This is a genomic window from Pseudomonadaceae bacterium SI-3, assembly GCA_004010935.1.
Lineage (GTDB): Bacteria > Pseudomonadota > Gammaproteobacteria > Pseudomonadales > Pseudomonadaceae > Stutzerimonas.
On sequence record CP026511.1, the window covers coordinates 2,773,535 to 2,788,557 of the forward strand.

Consider the following 15,023-nt stretch of genomic DNA (forward strand, 5'->3'; position numbering starts at 1 on the left):
TAAGCCTGAAGGATTCCGCCATGACAGAACGTAACAACGACTTCACCACCAACGGTGAACGCCGCGCTTTTCTGAAGTCTTCCTTGATGGTGTCGGCCGGTGTCGCCTCCATGGGCAGCCTGGGCCTGTCCCGGCTCGCCGTCGCCGAACCCTTGACCCAGCGCTATCCAGACGAGCTGGTGGAGATTCTCGACGAGAGCTTCGCCAAGTACAGGCTGTTCAACGCCAGCGTCGAGAAGATCGCCAGCGGTATGCGCTGGGCTGAAGGTCCGGTCTGGGTGGGCGATGCTCGCTACCTGCTGGTCAGCGATATCCCGGAAAACCGCATCATGCGCTGGGATGAGATCACTGGCTCGTTCGATGTCTATCGCCAGCCCTCGAATCACTCCAACGGCTTGGCGCGCGACCTACAGGGTCGGCTGCTGACGTGCGAAGGCTCAACGACCAACGATATCGGTCGCCGTGTGACCCGCACCGAGCCCGACGGCAGCATCACGGTGCTGGCCGATCGGTTCGAGGGCAAACGCTTCAATTCGCCCAATGACCTGGCGGTGCATCAGGACGGCTCGGTGTGGTTCACCGACCCACCCTTTCAGACCGGCAACTATTATGAAGGGCACAAGATCGAGACCGAGCTGCCAGACGCGGTCTACCGCATCGACGGGGCAAGCGGCGCCGTGACCCGAGTGATCGACTCGATCTCCGGTCCCAACGGGCTGTGCTTCTCACCCGACCAGAACACGCTCTATGTAGTTGAAGGGCGCGCCAAACCGAACCGGCTGATCTGGGCCTACCCGGTCAATGAGGATGGCACGCTGGGCGAACGCCGCAAGCACATCGAGGCATCGGCGTATGGCGCACTGGATGGCATCAAGTGCGACGAAGACGGTAATTTGTGGTGCGGTTGGGGTAGCTCAGGCGCCCCGGAAGCGGTGACCGCCGACCTCGATGGCGTGATGATTTTCAACCCAGCGGGCAAGGCCATCGGCAAGATCCGGCTGCCGGAACGCTGCGCCAATCTGTGCTTCGGGGGCGCCAAGGGCAACCGCCTGTTCATGGCCAGCAGCCATTCGCTGTATGCGCTCTACGTCAACACGCGCGACGCGAGCTTCGGCAAGTACGGCAGCTGAGCGGGCGCCGTTCCTTTCAACCGACCTAGCTTAGGTAGAAGCGAGCGTGCATGCGAAGAGCTGCCCCACCAGGTTCAACGCATTCATAAGCACGCTCGCTCCTATAGGTTGGCTTGCGACCCGAACGTTCTACTCGCTCACGCGACCGACGCATCCTCGCCCAAATGGATCACCCGCGCCGCGCGCAGCATGCACTTGGTCATTTCGGGCGGTGAAAACTTGGTCAGGATGTCATTGGCACCGGCGGCCTTGGCCTTGTCGGTGCTGATGGTGCTGTCCAGCGAGGTGTGCAGAAGCACATAGATAGAGGCGTAGTCGGGATGCTTGCGCAGTGCCTGGGTGAAGGAATACCCGTCCATTTCAGGCATCTCGATATCCGAGACCACGCAGTTGATCGCCTCGTAGCTATCCTTGAGGCTGTCGAGTTTCTCGAAGGCTTCGCGGGCGCTGCGCACCGCATGGCACGTGATGCCCATCTTGGTCAGCGCCGATACCGACATGTGAATGGCCACCTGGCTGTCATCGACGATCAGCGCGCGGGTTTCAGTGAGCAATTGCGCGTCCTGGTCGTCCAGATGAGAAATGTCGGCCTCTCCCGGAACCGGGGCGATGTTGTGAATGACCTTTTCCACGTCGAGGATCTGGATCAGTTCGCCATCCACTTCCGCCGTCCCGGTAATGAACGAGTTGGCGCGCGCGCCGTAAGGCGGCGGCAGGATTTTCGACGTCTGGATATGCACGATCTTGACCACCGCCTGGACGTGCAAGCCCTGTTTGGAGCGGCTGATCTCGGTAACGATCAGGCAGCCGCCTTTGGGGTCCTGCAACGGCGCCATGCCGATTGCCAGGCTGAGGTCGATCACCGACAACGGCTGGCCCCGCAGCGTCGCGACGCCTCGGACGTGGGGATGCGATTCGGGCAACCGAGTGAGCGACGGCGTCGGAATGATTTCGCTGACCTTCAACAAGTTGATCGCCATCTGCTTGCCGCTGCGCAGCGTGAACAGCAAAAGCGATAAGGCGTCGGTAGCGGATGCGTTGTTCATGAATGGTCCTGTGGAAAGCCGGTCTCGTGCCGAGATGTAACCTCGCTACAGCCTTGTCGGCAGCCGCGCGCAAATCTTCAGTGGAATCGGCGCAGGCCCGACGAATAGCAACCGCTCCCCGTGACTCAACAGCGCTCGAAAACCGCCGCAATGCCCTGCCCACCGCCAATGCACATGGTCACCAGCGCGTAGCGCCCCTGAATGCGCTGCAGTTCGTGGATCGCCTTGACCGCAATGATTGCGCCGGTCGCGCCCACCGGATGACCGAGGGAGATACCTGAACCGTTGGGATTGACCCGCGCCGGGTCCATGCCCAGCTCTTGTATCACCGCACAGGCCTGGGCGGCGAAGGCTTCGTTGGCTTCGATCACGTCGATCTTGTCGAGGCTGATCCCGGTGCGCTCCAGCACCTTGCGCACGGCCGGCACCGGGCCGATGCCCATGTAGGCCGGGTCCACGCCCGCATGGGCATACCCGACCAGCCTCGCCATGGGCTTGAGCCCCAGCGCCTGCGCACGCCCGGCCTCGGCCAGCACCAGCGCCGCAGCACCATCGTTGAGCCCGGAGGCGTTGCCCGCGGTCACGGTGCCGTTGTCCTTCTTGAACACCGGTTTCAGCGCCGCGAGGCGCTCGGCGGTCAGGTCCCCGCGGATATGTTCGTCGGCCTCGAATTGCACGGTCCCCTTGCGGGTGGCAACGGCGACCGGGACGATTTGCTCACGGAAGCGGCCCTGCTCCACCGCGCGAACGGCCCGCCGTTGGCTTTCCAGTGCCAGCGCATCCTGCTGTTCACGGCTGATGCCATAGCGCTCGGCGACATTTTCCGCGGTCACGCCCATGTGGAACTTGCCCCAGGGGTCATGCAGCAGGGTATTCATGTAGTCGATCGCCTGGCTGTCGCCGAGGCGCGCACCCCAGCGCAGGTTCGGCAGGATGAACGGACCGCGGCTCATACTTTCTGCGCCGCCACCAATGGCTACGTCGGTATCGCCCAGCAGGATCGACTGCGCCGCCGAAATTACCGCCTGCAAACCCGAGCCGCACAAGCGGTTGACGTTGAAGGCCGGGGTTTCCAGCGGAATACCGGCATCCACCGCTGCCACGCGCGCCAGGTAACCATCGCGCGGTTCAGTGGGGATCACGTTGCCCATCACCACGTGGCCCACAGCGTCAGCGGGCGTACCGGAGCGTTCAAGCACGCCGCGGCAGGCCGTGGTGGCAAGGGCGATCAGGTCGACATCCTTCAGCGCACCGCCAAAGGAGCCAATCGGGGTGCGCACGGCACCGACAACGACGATTTCACGTTCAGCCATGGGGGCCTCTTCGAAGCAGGAATCAGGCGCGCCGCCAGGAACCGGCGCGCGGAGTCGCCCGATCCTAGCGAAGTCCGGCTGCGGAACAATAGCCATTGGCGCAGAACTGCTGTGCAGCATTGCAGAACCGGGCGGTCAGCCTGATTCGCTAATCTGAAAAGTCAGGCGACTAAGGCGTGGCTGGGTGACCAGCTCATGGCGCCGGCAGCGGTTACGGCGCCATGGCATCGGTGGCGATCAGCTCGCCATGGGCGTGGCGCCCGGCCTTATCTGCCCGTTTGCGCGCACTGATGGTGGCCACGCACTGGTCATCGTTGTTGAGGATGACGATGCACTCCAGACACTGAATACACTCGTCATAGTCGATGCGCCCGTCACGCTTAATCGCGCCGATCTCGCAGTGGTTCTTGCAGTGCTGGCAGGGTTGACCGCACGCATCGATACGCTTGAGCCAGGAGAACAGGTGGAACTTGCCAAGCATCGCCAACCCTGCGCCCAGTGGACAGACGTAGCGGCAATAGAACTTGTGCACGAACAGACCCAGCCCGAGCAGAACAACGGCATAGAGCACGAACGGCCAGGAGCGGACGAAGAATAGTGTGATGCTGGTCTTGAACGGCTCCACTTCGGCGAGCCGCTCGGCCAGCGTCAGCGAATAGAAGGCGGTCGGCACCAGACCGATGAGAATCAGGTACTTCAACCACTGCAAGCGCTGATGGCGCCGATCAGAGATTTTCCACTGGCGGATACGCAGGCGCTTGGCCAGCCAGCCGAGCATTTCCTGCAGCGCACCAAACGGACAGAGCCAGCCACAGAACACGCCACGACCCCAGATGAACAGGCTGACAAAGGTGAAGCTCCAGAGGATGAAGATCACCGGATCCATCAGGAACACCCGGATATCGAAGTTCTCCCCCAGCGCCAATAACAAGGTGAAGATGTTCACTACTGAGAGCTGGCCCTGGGCATACAGGCCTATGAACACCAGCGTGAACAACAAAAAACCGGCACGGAACAGATGGAAGCCACGGCTGTGCCGGCTGATGCGATGCTGCCAGATGAACACGGCGCTCAGCAGGATCAGCGATACGACAAGCACGCCGATCTGCCACATGCGCTCCTGCCACATGCGCATCCAGATGGGCGCCGGCTCGGCAGCAATCTGCGCCTCTTCAATGTTGAACAGCTGCTGGTCGAGCTGAAAGTCACGGGTGAACTGCGTGCTGCTTTGCACCAGATGGTTGCGCTGCAGGTTCACGTTCAATCGCAACCCGGCAGGCTCGGCAGGGTTGAACGCGCTATGTGTCTTGATGCGGAAGATCTGCGCCTCGACCTCATCGAGCGGCGCGTCGAGCAGGTCCATCACCGCGCCGTTGTTGAAATTCATGTCATACAGGTCAATGGCGTGGCCGTTCTGCATCAGTACCAACCGGCTGGGCGATGTGGCTGGCACGAAGTCGTCCGGCACATGGCGATAGATACCCGAGGAGAGCACCAGCACCGCTTGCTCGCCGGCTTTCAATTCCTCGTTGAGCTTGGCGAAGCCGGCGTCGCCCAACAGATTGCGGCCAATGCTTGGCGCGTTCAGGTAGGCGAAGTAGAGGTCGGTGAAGGGCTGCGTATCGCTCTCCGGCTCGATACCCAGGTAACCCTCAATGGAATGACCCAAGCCGCGTTCGACCTCCTCGCGGCTGATCGTCCAATGCTGGAGATAGCCGCGCTGCAGCAACTGTGACCAGTCGAGCGGTTCATAGAGGTCGGGCTTTGCCGTGGCCAAGGGTCCGCTGGCAAATCCTTCGAGCAGCTTGCGGGCCACGCTCAGGGCTGACAGCAACACGGTCTCGTTGAGGATCACTACCGACACCGTAGCCTTGCTCACCCCATCGATGCGGGCAATCGACTCACTTCCGCTCGCCCCGCCCTGTGCACCGCCCACCACAATGGGTATGCCAATCGATTTCTGTTGGTACTGGTCGACGAAGTCGAACAGCGGCTGTTCCCCGAGCCCGTGCAGGAAAACCGGCTCGTGATGTTCCAGAACCTTCACCCCGGCCAGCACACCCTGGGTGTCCATGCCGATCAGCAGACGGATCGGTTTGCCGGAAAATCCCTGCAGGTTTGAATAATCGGTGGACTCGAAGGCATAGCCGAGCAATTCGTCCAGCTGATAGACGCTGTGCACAGGCGGATTGTCCTGCTTCGGCTCGATTCGCGTGGCTTTAGGAAAAAGCTGCTGTATCTGCCCGTCCAGCCCCTGTGCGAGCAGCGTCGGGCTAGCCAGCACGCTCAGCAGCACAAGCATGCGGAAAAGAAGGCTGGCGCAGCGAGTCATGGATGCCCCTTGGCTGTTGTTATACAGCCATGCTATCCGCCGCTCGCGCCCCCGCCATGCGACTTGCTGGCTGGAACGACAGTACTTCAGTCTTAGATTCTGATCGTCAGCCGTGAGCGATCGTTTTCACCCGGTCCGATGTGCGCCCGTCGCGCAACGCCTTCGGCACGGAACGATGCACGCCGTCACCGGGCCCAAGCTAGACAACCCAAACGGGAGGCCCAGCGATGACCAAGGCAGTCAAACCGGACGCCGAACAACCCTACTTCGACGCCCCTGCCCATATTCCTGGCGGTAGCGATCACCAGATTCCGCACAGCCACCGGCTCGTGTACCGCGACTACGATGTGATCGTCCACCTCACCGGCTACGAGTACGAGACCTTCGGCGAGACCCTCTGGGCCGTGGGTGCCGAGGTGGTCAAAGAATTGGAAATCGTCGTCCCGGTGAGCGTCGACCAGACGCAGCATTACCGCAGCTACGACGAAGCCTTGGCGCATGGCACGGCGCTGGGCAAGCGGCTGGTCGACGGGCTCTGACCCGCGTCCGCCAAACCTCTGAACAGTCACTGGCTGCAGCATGCGGCCAGATCAACCAGACCATCGGGAGAATCCATTCCATGAACGACAACAACGCGGTCGTACGACACGACGAGTCGCAGCAGCGCTATGTCCTTGAAGTCGACGGCAAGGAACTGGGCGTCGCCAGTTATCAGGACGAGAGCGACCGTCAGGTCTTTACCCACACGGAGGTCGATCCGAGTTTGGAGGGCCAGGGCATGGGCAGCAAACTGGTTCGCGAGGCGCTAGATGACGCCCGTCGTCGCGGCAAGCGCATCGTGCCGATGTGTGAGTTCGTTGCGGCCTATGTGAAGAAGCATCACGATTGGGACGACATCATCGCCGCGCAATAAAAGCACGCGGAGGGGCAAGCATTTACCTCTCAGGCGAGTACCATGCCGGCCCCTGAACCGAAGCGCTTCGCATGACCTGTACCAACCGCAAGATCGATCACCTTCGCCGGCAGATTCCGGGTTTCGCCTGCGAACCCGGCTGCCACGATTGCTGTGGCCCGGTCACTGCCTCCTCCGAAGAAATGGCCCGCTTGCCGCACAGGAGCGTTGCCGCGCATGACGCGGCGATGGCGCACTGGAACTGCGTACACCTCGGGCCAAACGGCTGCGAGGCTTACGAACAGCGCCCATTGATCTGTCGGCTGTTCGGCACCACGGCCAGCCTGCCCTGCCCGCGCGGCCGCGGTCCGGAAATCCCCACGACACCTGAGGTGGAAAAGCAGGTGCACCAACTTATCGCCAGCACCCGTCAATTGCTGGTTTAAAGGCGTAGCCAGAAAAGACATCACGAGAGACACGATGGGCAACGAACTGCGGATTGAAGACATCCAGCTCGGCGACGGCAAGGCCGTGGTCAAAGGCGCCCTGATCACCACGCAATACCGTGGCCAACTCGAAGACGGCCGTACCTTTGATTCGTCCTATGATCGCGGTAAGCCGTTTCAGTGCGTGATCGGCACCGGTCGCGTTATCAAGGGTTGGGACCTGGGGCTCATGGGCATGAAGGTTGGCGGCAAGCGCAAGCTTTTCGTCCCCGCCCACCTCGCCTATGGCGACCGGCAGGTAGGTGAGCACATCGCGCCGAACTCGAACCTGCTGTTCGAGATCGAGCTGCTGGAAGTGCTGACCCGTGACGACTGAACATGAGAGTGATGTCTGAGCAGGAAAACCAAAACCTGCGGCGGCCATCTGCGGCAGAACAAAGAGAGCGGCCCGTTCAGCGGCCGCTACACAAACAGACGTATTCGCACCGATGACGGCTGCAGCCCGAGGCGCAGCCGTCAAGCAGGTCAGGCGTGGGCCGGTTGACCGCTAGCGGCAGGAGTCGACGACCGGGCGCTGCCCATGGACTCGCTCACCACGTCACCCAACATGTCGGCAGTAATCGCGCAGAGCGTCCAGCCGAGATGGCCGTGGCCGGTGTTGTAGAACACACAGGGTGAGCTGCCGCGTCCGACCTTGGGCATCATGTTCGGCATCATCGGCCGCAGGCCAGCCCAAGGCACCACGCTCTGAGTACTGACGCCGGGGAAACATTCAGCCACCCAATCCACTAGCGGACGGATCCGATCGGCGCGGATGTCGCGGTTATAGCCGTTGAACTCGGCGGTGCCGGCTACCCGAAGGCGGCTGTCACCCAGGCGGCTGGTGACCAGCTTGGTTTCATCGTCCAGCAAGCTGACGGTAGGCGCTGCTGCGCGGCTGGTCTCGTCGTTGAGGTTGACCGTGATCGAGTAGCCCTTCACCGGATAGATGTTCACCCGATCGCCAAGTTGGGCGGCCAACGCGCGGCTGGCGGTTCCGGCGCAGACAACGATGCCATCGAACTGCAGGCGCTCTTCGCCACCCGAAGCCGCGACGGTCACGCTGGCACCCTTGCCATCGGTGGCAACGGCTTTCACGTTCTGGTCGTAACGGCAGTCGACGCCTAAGCGTATGGCGGCTGCCGCGAGGCCGTTGGTGAACATGTGGATGTCGCCCGTGGAATCGCACTCCGTGTAGTAGCCGCCATAGTATTGCCCTGCCAGCGTCGGCTCGATGGCACGCATTTCGTCTGGTGTCACGCTGCGCCGGGGTAAACCGCCCTGAGCCAGCAATATCGAGACTTTGCCGGCATGCTCGAAACCGGCCTTGTCGCGGTAGATGTGCAAGATGCCGGCCTTTTTCAGGTCGAAATCAATGCCCTCTTCCTCGGCCCAGGCGAACAGGTGCTCCCGAGCGGCAATAGCCATGCGAGCCGTTTCGATGGTGTTTTGGCGATATTGCGGTATGGAGCCGATGAACTCAGCGAACCAGGACAGCTTGTGCCAGCTGGGCTTGGGATTGACCAGCAGCGGTGCATCGCTTTTGAGCATCCACTTGATGCCCTTGAGAATGGTCGACCAGTGATTCCAAACTTCGGCGTTGGAGGCGGACAGCTGACCGCCATTGGCAAACGAGGTTTCCATCGCTGCGTAGCGATGCTTCTCCAAAAGAGTGACGGCGAAACCACGCTTGGCCAGCGCGTAGGCAGTGGTGATACCGGTGATACCGCCACCAATGACAGCTATCTTTTTCATGCGTGCAGCTCCAGAACGTCAAGGGTCAGAGCCCGTCCGCGACATGCGGATCAGGCGCCCCCTCTGTTCTGGACCTGAGAGTTTCACGAGCGGCGCTCGCTTGCTCCTTCGGTGCGACGGGCGACGACGGGCCCGGCGGCTCTTCAGAGTTCACCTGTGATAACGGTCCTTTTGCCTGAGAGTTTCCGGGGCGGTTGCTCCTTCGGCGCTGCACACGACCAAGCCGCTGCAGTCTCTCCCGATATCACTTCTTTGCCATGAGCTGCTGCTCACGGCGGTTCTACCATTACAGCTTTTGCACAATGCGCGCCAAGCGACACTCGCTCGCCGCGGCTGGCTGCAGCCGCTCTACCGAACCTGAAATTGCACAGCTACGGTGCGACAATCAGCGCGCGTTGCAGCTACATGCGCGTTTCTACCGCAGTTCCGGGACAGAAGATAGCCCCGCCCCATCGTTGCTTGGCCTCAGCCGCCGACTATATCAATCAGCTGGCTCAGGTCGACCGGCTTGGTCATATGAATATCGAAGCCTGCCGCCAAGGCCTGCTCTCGATCACTCGGCTGGCCCCAGCCGGTGATGGCGATCAACCGCACATTGGCGCCGGTGGGATGGGCGCGGATCATCCGCGCCACTTCGTCACCCCGTTGGCCGGGCATGCCAATGTCCAGCACCACAACCTCTGGCTTGAGCTGCAGATAACGTTCGAACGCTTCGCTGCCGTCAAACGCCAAGTGCACCTCGTGGCCCTCCAGCCGAAGGATCTCGGCCATGGTTTCGGCAATGTCCCGGTTATCGTCGGCAACCAGAACGAGCCGCTTGTTCAGCGTGACGCTTTCGCTGACGTCACGGCTTGCGCCAGCGGTGCTGGAAGGCAGAACCGGCAGGGTCAGGCTGAACTCCGCGCCGTGGCCTAGCCCTTCGCTGCGTACCCGAAGGTCCGCTCCGTGCAGCTTCGCCAGGCCTTTGGCCAGTGCCAGGCCGATCCCCAGGCCGGAATTGATGTGCGTCCCGGCGACGGGCACCTGCGCAAACCGTTCGAAGATCAATCTGAGGTGTTCCCGCGCGATACCCAGGCCGTTATCGATGACCGACACCTTGGCGGTGTCACCATCCCGTGTCGCCGTGATGCGAATGCAGCCACCGTTGGGGGTGAATTTAGCGGCGTTGTTGAGCAGGTTAGTCAGAATCTGCTCGAGGCGAAGCGGATCGGCGTCCAGCACAATAGGACTGGCCGGCAGCGCCACGACCAGCTCATGTTGCTTTGCCTCGATTTTCTCTCGGGCGGTCTCGATGGCCGCCTCGATGATGGTTCGCAGATCCACCTGCTCCTTGCGCAGAACCAGCTTGCCAAGCGTGATGCGGGAGATGTCGAACAGATCGTCGAGCAGCAGCGCCATATGCCGCACCTGCCGCTCGATGATTTGTTGGCTACGGAGCTTTTGCGCATCGCTTGCCGCCGCAGAACCAAAAATGCCGGCAGCCAGGCGAATGGGTGCCAGCGGGTTGCGCAGCTCATGGGCCAGGGTCGCGAGAAACTCATCCTTGCGCCGTGCAGATTCACGTATTTCCTGTTCGTGATGCTTGGCCTGGGATACGTCAGCGAACCATACGGCCAGGCTTTGATCGAACGGCGTCGCGATCAAACGCACCCAGCGTTCGCTGTCAAACGCGGTGCTGCGCAGTTCCAGATCACGCGGTTGCTGAAACCGGGCCACCTCCAGCAAGGTCTTCAATGCTTGCGGATTGGCGGCCTCGCCAAGCACCTCGCGCAGTCGCCGCCCAGTCAGCTCGTCGACTGTTCCGCGCAGGCTGGATGCGCCGGTGAGGTTGATGAAATCGAAGCGGAAGTCGTCCACCTCGCCCGCCGGGTTCCGATGGGGAGACAGGACTGCAAAGGGCACGGTGGACGAGTTCAGCGCTACCTGTAGGCGCTGCTCCAACATGCCCGCCTTGGTCTGCGCCCGCGCCCGGTCGATGAATACTGCGGCCAGGCCCGCTACGACATCGGACAACCGAATCTCTCGTTCCGTTGGGGATCGCGCCTCTTTGAGCTGTACCGTAAGCGTCCCGAGTACGCTGTTGTCGCTGTGCCGAATGGGCGTGCTGTGAACCGAACGAAATCCCTCGCTGCGCGCAACGGAGACAAACTCACGGAAGCAGGGGTCGGCTTCGGTATCAGTCACCACCACTCGCTCCCCTCGTTGCACCGCTATACCACAGGCACCCAGGCCGGGCTGCGCTTCATCCATGATCGCCAACGAAGCAACTGAGAAGCCCCTCGAGGCATGAATGCGCAAGGCGGCCGAACCGTCGCTGAGCGCCAGCAGCCCATGTGCGGCGCCGTGCAGCGTGCACAGGGCGTCAATAATCGCTTGCAACTGGTCGCCCAATGCAGGCATCTGTAGCAGGCGATTACTCAGGTCCTGGACCAACTCCAGATCGCTGACCTGCTGGGTCAGATCCTGCTGCGCCAGCTCCAGCCGCGAAAGCATGTTGTCACGCTCGGCCTCACTCGACAGACGCGCCTGCGCGGCGCTTTCGAGCGCTCGCCCAACTTCACGGATTTCTTCGATCTCGCTTTCAGGCGCCTTGAACGCCTGCCCGTGACCAATCGCCTGAGCCGCTCGCCGCAGATGCCGCATCGGGACATTGATCCGACGTGTTGCGAACAGGGCCGCCGTCACCGCAAACACCAGCGACAGCAGCAACCCGCCACCGTAATGCGTATAGACACGCGTCGCCCCGGCTTCGACAACTTCAGTGGGCACACCGGTCGCCACGACCCAGCCGGACGGTTGCAATCTCACAAAAGAGGTGTAGACCGAATTGCCTTCCATGGTTGTGGACAGGCCAATCCCTTCTTCGCCGGCGTTCTCCTGCAGGATGGCCGCCAGTGTGGACGATGCTGGCAACCCGAGCGTCTCTTCGTGGTGCAGCGATCGCGCGATACGCGTTCCGTTGGAATCCAGCACGGTGTTGACCCAACCGGTCGGCAGCCTCCGGTTTGCAATCACATCAGCCACAGCTTGCGGCTTAAGCACGGCGGTCAATACATACTGAACCACGTCGCCTTGCTGGACCGGCACACGCAGAGGGACACCCCAGATACCGCCAGGTCCCCGGCTGATGCTCCCGACCTGCGGTTTGCCCGTTCGAATCAGCTCGGTAAAGCTGCGCAGCTCGGCCATGGTTCTGGAAGCTGGAGGATTGTGCAGCGACACCCGCCTTAGCACCTCGCCTTCCGGACTCAGGATCAGCAAGGCGTACCAGCTGGGGACCGAGGGCAACACGCGGCGAACCATATCGGCGAAGCCATCAATATCGCCGTTATCCAGCAGGGGCGACTGCGACAGTGCCTGGAGCACGTTGAGCGATCGGCTCAGCTCGACCTCCACAGCCGTCGCGGCGAGGCGCGTAGCTTCAAGGCTGCGCTGCTTGGCCAACTCCGTCTGTTCAGAGACGATCGAGAGCATGCCCAGCCCGGCCACCAGGGCCAGCGGCAGAATCCCTGCCAATGCAATGGTCAACAGGCGGCTGCGCAACGGTACCGACCGTCCTGATTTGGCTCCCGTTGCGTGATTCAAGATATGACTTCCTTTGACGCCCAGACGGATCAGCCGCGAAATTCTGCCGAAACGAGTACAGCGTGGTGCGCGGCGCGCTAGCTTAAGCGATCGTTTAACGGCGCGCATTGCACTTGGAAACTCGGGTGCCAAACAGGTTCCATTTGCCTTGGACGGTGCCGTGCCACACCCGAGCAGGAATGCATCAACATCAAAAATCAGCCAGGAGCCAGCCCCATGCTTGAACTTCGCCCAAGCTTTGAGTGTTGCAATGCTGATCTACCTCCCGAATCGGGGAAGGCGCTTTCCCCAGGCCATTTACCGGGCCGTTCGGGCGTCACTCGTCCCGAATGCACGTCAACAGCGCATTCAGCGTTGAGTCACCGTACTCACCGCTCATGGTGAGCGCACGGCGACCCTCCGGCGCGATGATGGTGATGGGCGTGGTATCCAGGCCTGGCGAGGCTTCGGTTTCGCCGGGATGGAGCTGGCACGCCACCTTGAAGCGTTCGTGATTGGTAATCAGGACCTGCACCAGCCCGGACTCGATACCGGGTTGGGTGTCGGTTTCGAGCTCACTGACCTCGACATCGACACGCAATTCATTCAGCTCACGTTCAAGGTGCAGCGGCTCAGCCATGGCCACCGCCGGTAGCAGCAATAATCCCAGCGTCAGAGACGGGTTCATAGAAACCTCCAGAGCTTTACTCAAACCATATGGAGCCACTGCCGGGCCGAGGAGTTCGCCTGCTGTGCCGCCGAGCCGGGCGCTTACGAACCAATATCGCCCCTGGAGATGCAAGAAGGCCCGCACATGGCGGGCCTTCTGGTCTTGCTTGCGACTGCTTACTTCGGCAGTTTGAAGGTGATGAAGCTGGCGCGGCCGTCGCGCAGTACCCGCATCGATACTGAACGGTTCTTCGGCAGGTCCTTGACCACCTGGCTGAACGTCTTAACGGAATCTATCGCTTCGTTGTTCAGGTGCGTGATGACATCCCCCGGACGCAGGCCGATCATCGCTGCCGGGCCCTGGCTGATGTCGTTGATCACTACGCCACCGGAGATCTCCAGCGCCTGACGTTGCGCGTCGGAGAGTTCGGTCACCGATACACCCAGGCGGTTATTGCTCTGGCTCTTGGTGCTCGAACCATCTGCAGAGGCCAGCACGTCGCCATCCTCAGGCAGCGCACCGATGTCGATGTTCAGCGTCTTGCGCTGGCCATCGCGCACCACTTCCAGCTTAGCCTTGCTGCCTGGTTTCATCGCGCCAACCAGATGCGGCAAATCACCGGACATATCGATCGACTTGCCATCAACGCTCAAGATCACGTCGCCAACTTTCAGGCCGCCCTTGGCAGCCGGACCGCCATCCATCACCTGGGCGACGAGCGCACCAGCAGGACGTTCCAGGCCGAAGGATTCGGCGAGGTCCTTGTTCACTTCCTGAATGACGACACCAAGCCAACCGCGGCTGACCTTGCCGTCTTCACGCAGCTGATTGGCCACGTCCATTGCGACGTCGATCGGGATCGCGAACGACAGGCCCATGAACCCACCGGAACGGGTGAAGATCTGCGAGTTGATGCCAACAACCTCGCCGTCGAGATTGAACAGCGGGCCGCCCGAGTTACCCGGATTGATCGCCACGTCGGTCTGAATGAACGGAACGTAGCTTTCGTTCGGCAAGCTGCGACCTTTGGCGCTGACCACGCCTGCTGTCACCGTGTGATCGAAACCGAACGGCGAACCGATCGCGACAACCCACTCGCCTGCTTTCAACTCTTCGGAGCTGCCAATCTTCACGGTCGGCAGGCCGTCCCCTTCGATTTTCAGCAAGGCCACGTCGCTGCGCGGGTCGGCTCCTACGAGCTTGGCCTGCATCTCGCTACGATCCGGCAAGCGCACCATGATCTCATCAGCGTCGGCCACGACGTGGTTATTGGTCAGGACATAGCCGTCCTCAGAAATGATGAAACCCGAACCTAGCGATTGAGCTTCGCGGCGACGCTCGGGCTGCTGAGGCATTCCGCGCTCGAAAAACTCACGAAACATGGGCGGAATGCCCTCTAGATCAGGCATTTGTGCCTGCGCGTGGCCGCGCATCGGCTGCTTCTGCTTGGTGCTGATGTTCACCACTGCGGGCGAAGCATCCTCCACCAGAGGCGTAAAGTCCGGCAGGTCAGCGTGGGCAATGAGCGTCTGTCCAAACAGCGCCACACCGGCCACGGCAGCCAGGAAGTTTCTACGAAGAATCATAGGGACTGGTCTCTCCACGATGAAAAAATGGGGTTAAAAACGACCGGTCTCGCGCCACAGCCGATTCCTGGTCAAAAAAAGCAGCGGGTTGCCGCATGCACAATGGCTGACTCTAAGCTGACAGCCGGTTTGCGGCAAACCCACCCAAGGGAGCTGGCTGTTCCGTCAGCCTGAACCAGACTTTACGCCGAAGACAGTCAGCTTCGTGTGTAGCGGGTGTAAAGGAAAAGTAAGGTTTCAACAGCAGCGC

General features: G+C 61.4%; 12 protein-coding genes and 2 riboswitches. Of the genes, 5 read left to right on the top strand and 7 right to left on the bottom strand.

Annotated features, from left to right (window positions below):
- Positions 1 to 20: 20 nt before the first annotated feature.
- Positions 21 to 1,130: a gluconolactonase gene (locus C1896_12920; protein AZZ45712.1), complete on the top strand. Its 1,110-nt coding sequence runs from the start codon at positions 21 to 23 to the stop codon at positions 1,128 to 1,130.
- Between the two features lie 137 nt (positions 1,131 to 1,267).
- On the opposite strand, the gene C1896_12925 is transcribed toward C1896_12920, so the two are convergent.
- The 3 genes from C1896_12925 to C1896_12935 form a co-directional block, all read right to left on the bottom strand.
- Entirely contained in the window at positions 1,268 to 2,176 is a 909-nt protein-coding gene (locus C1896_12925; protein AZZ45713.1) for a chemotaxis protein CheV, read from the bottom strand.
- 125 nt (positions 2,177 to 2,301) lie between these two features.
- Positions 2,302 to 3,489, bottom strand: a complete 1,188-nt coding sequence (locus tag C1896_12930) for an acetyl-CoA C-acyltransferase (protein AZZ45714.1) — start codon at positions 3,487 to 3,489, stop codon at positions 2,302 to 2,304.
- A gap of 211 nt (positions 3,490 to 3,700) precedes the next feature.
- The gene (locus C1896_12935) at positions 3,701 to 5,821 is read right to left on the bottom strand and encodes a ferredoxin (protein ID AZZ45715.1); all 2,121 of its coding nucleotides are present in this window, start codon (positions 5,819 to 5,821) and stop codon (positions 3,701 to 3,703) included.
- Between the two features lie 227 nt (positions 5,822 to 6,048).
- Here C1896_12935 and C1896_12940 point away from each other — a divergent pair, with 227 nt between their 5' ends.
- The 4 genes from C1896_12940 (at position 6,049) to C1896_12955 (ending at position 7,535) form a co-directional block, all read left to right on the top strand.
- Entirely contained in the window at positions 6,049 to 6,360 is a 312-nt protein-coding gene (locus C1896_12940) for a hypothetical protein (protein AZZ45716.1), read from the top strand.
- A gap of 80 nt (positions 6,361 to 6,440) precedes the next feature.
- Positions 6,441 to 6,734: an N-acetyltransferase gene (locus C1896_12945; protein AZZ45717.1), complete on the top strand. Its 294-nt coding sequence runs from the start codon at positions 6,441 to 6,443 to the stop codon at positions 6,732 to 6,734.
- A gap of 71 nt (positions 6,735 to 6,805) precedes the next feature.
- Positions 6,806 to 7,159 (top strand): YkgJ family cysteine cluster protein, encoded by a 354-nt coding sequence (locus C1896_12950; GenBank protein ID AZZ45718.1) that lies wholly within the window; start codon positions 6,806 to 6,808, stop codon positions 7,157 to 7,159.
- 34 nt (positions 7,160 to 7,193) lie between these two features.
- Positions 7,194 to 7,535, top strand: a complete 342-nt coding sequence (locus C1896_12955; protein ID AZZ45719.1) for a peptidylprolyl isomerase — start codon at positions 7,194 to 7,196, stop codon at positions 7,533 to 7,535.
- Between the two features lie 149 nt (positions 7,536 to 7,684).
- Here C1896_12955 and C1896_12960 read toward each other — a convergent pair whose 3' ends face one another.
- The 4 genes from C1896_12960 to C1896_12975 all read right to left on the bottom strand — a co-directional run bounded on the left by C1896_12960 (position 7,685) and on the right by C1896_12975 (position 14,773).
- The gene (locus tag C1896_12960; protein AZZ45720.1) at positions 7,685 to 8,953 is read right to left on the bottom strand and encodes a D-amino acid dehydrogenase; all 1,269 of its coding nucleotides are present in this window, start codon (positions 8,951 to 8,953) and stop codon (positions 7,685 to 7,687) included.
- Positions 8,954 to 9,014: 61 nt separating this feature from the next.
- Positions 9,015 to 9,102, bottom strand: a riboswitch (glycine riboswitch).
- 4 nt (positions 9,103 to 9,106) lie between these two features.
- A riboswitch (glycine riboswitch) is annotated at positions 9,107 to 9,204 on the bottom strand.
- A gap of 214 nt (positions 9,205 to 9,418) precedes the next feature.
- Entirely contained in the window at positions 9,419 to 12,646 is a 3,228-nt protein-coding gene (locus tag C1896_12965) for a hybrid sensor histidine kinase/response regulator (GenBank protein AZZ45721.1), read from the bottom strand.
- A gap of 208 nt (positions 12,647 to 12,854) precedes the next feature.
- The gene (locus C1896_12970; protein ID AZZ45722.1) at positions 12,855 to 13,205 is read right to left on the bottom strand and encodes a hypothetical protein; all 351 of its coding nucleotides are present in this window, start codon (positions 13,203 to 13,205) and stop codon (positions 12,855 to 12,857) included.
- 158 nt (positions 13,206 to 13,363) lie between these two features.
- Complete coding sequence (locus tag C1896_12975) at positions 13,364 to 14,773, bottom strand: DegQ family serine endoprotease (protein ID AZZ45723.1); 1,410 nt, start codon at positions 14,771 to 14,773, stop codon at positions 13,364 to 13,366.
- Positions 14,774 to 15,023 lie beyond the last annotated feature (250 nt).

Coding starts and splice junctions, on each gene's coding strand:
- C1896_12920 (AZZ45712.1), top strand. CDS start 21: ATGACAGAACGTAACAACGACTTCACCACCAACGGTGAACGCCGCGCT.
- C1896_12925 (AZZ45713.1), bottom strand. CDS start 2,176: ATGAACAACGCATCCGCTACCGACGCCTTATCGCTTTTGCTGTTCACG.
- C1896_12930 (AZZ45714.1), bottom strand. CDS start 3,489: ATGGCTGAACGTGAAATCGTCGTTGTCGGTGCCGTGCGCACCCCGATT.
- C1896_12935 (AZZ45715.1), bottom strand. CDS start 5,821: ATGACTCGCTGCGCCAGCCTTCTTTTCCGCATGCTTGTGCTGCTGAGC.
- C1896_12940 (AZZ45716.1), top strand. CDS start 6,049: ATGACCAAGGCAGTCAAACCGGACGCCGAACAACCCTACTTCGACGCC.
- C1896_12945 (AZZ45717.1), top strand. CDS start 6,441: ATGAACGACAACAACGCGGTCGTACGACACGACGAGTCGCAGCAGCGC.
- C1896_12950 (AZZ45718.1), top strand. CDS start 6,806: ATGACCTGTACCAACCGCAAGATCGATCACCTTCGCCGGCAGATTCCG.
- C1896_12955 (AZZ45719.1), top strand. CDS start 7,194: ATGGGCAACGAACTGCGGATTGAAGACATCCAGCTCGGCGACGGCAAG.
- C1896_12960 (AZZ45720.1), bottom strand. CDS start 8,953: ATGAAAAAGATAGCTGTCATTGGTGGCGGTATCACCGGTATCACCACT.
- C1896_12965 (AZZ45721.1), bottom strand. CDS start 12,646: ATGCGCGCCGTTAAACGATCGCTTAAGCTAGCGCGCCGCGCACCACGC.
- C1896_12970 (AZZ45722.1), bottom strand. CDS start 13,205: ATGAACCCGTCTCTGACGCTGGGATTATTGCTGCTACCGGCGGTGGCC.
- C1896_12975 (AZZ45723.1), bottom strand. CDS start 14,773: ATGATTCTTCGTAGAAACTTCCTGGCTGCCGTGGCCGGTGTGGCGCTG.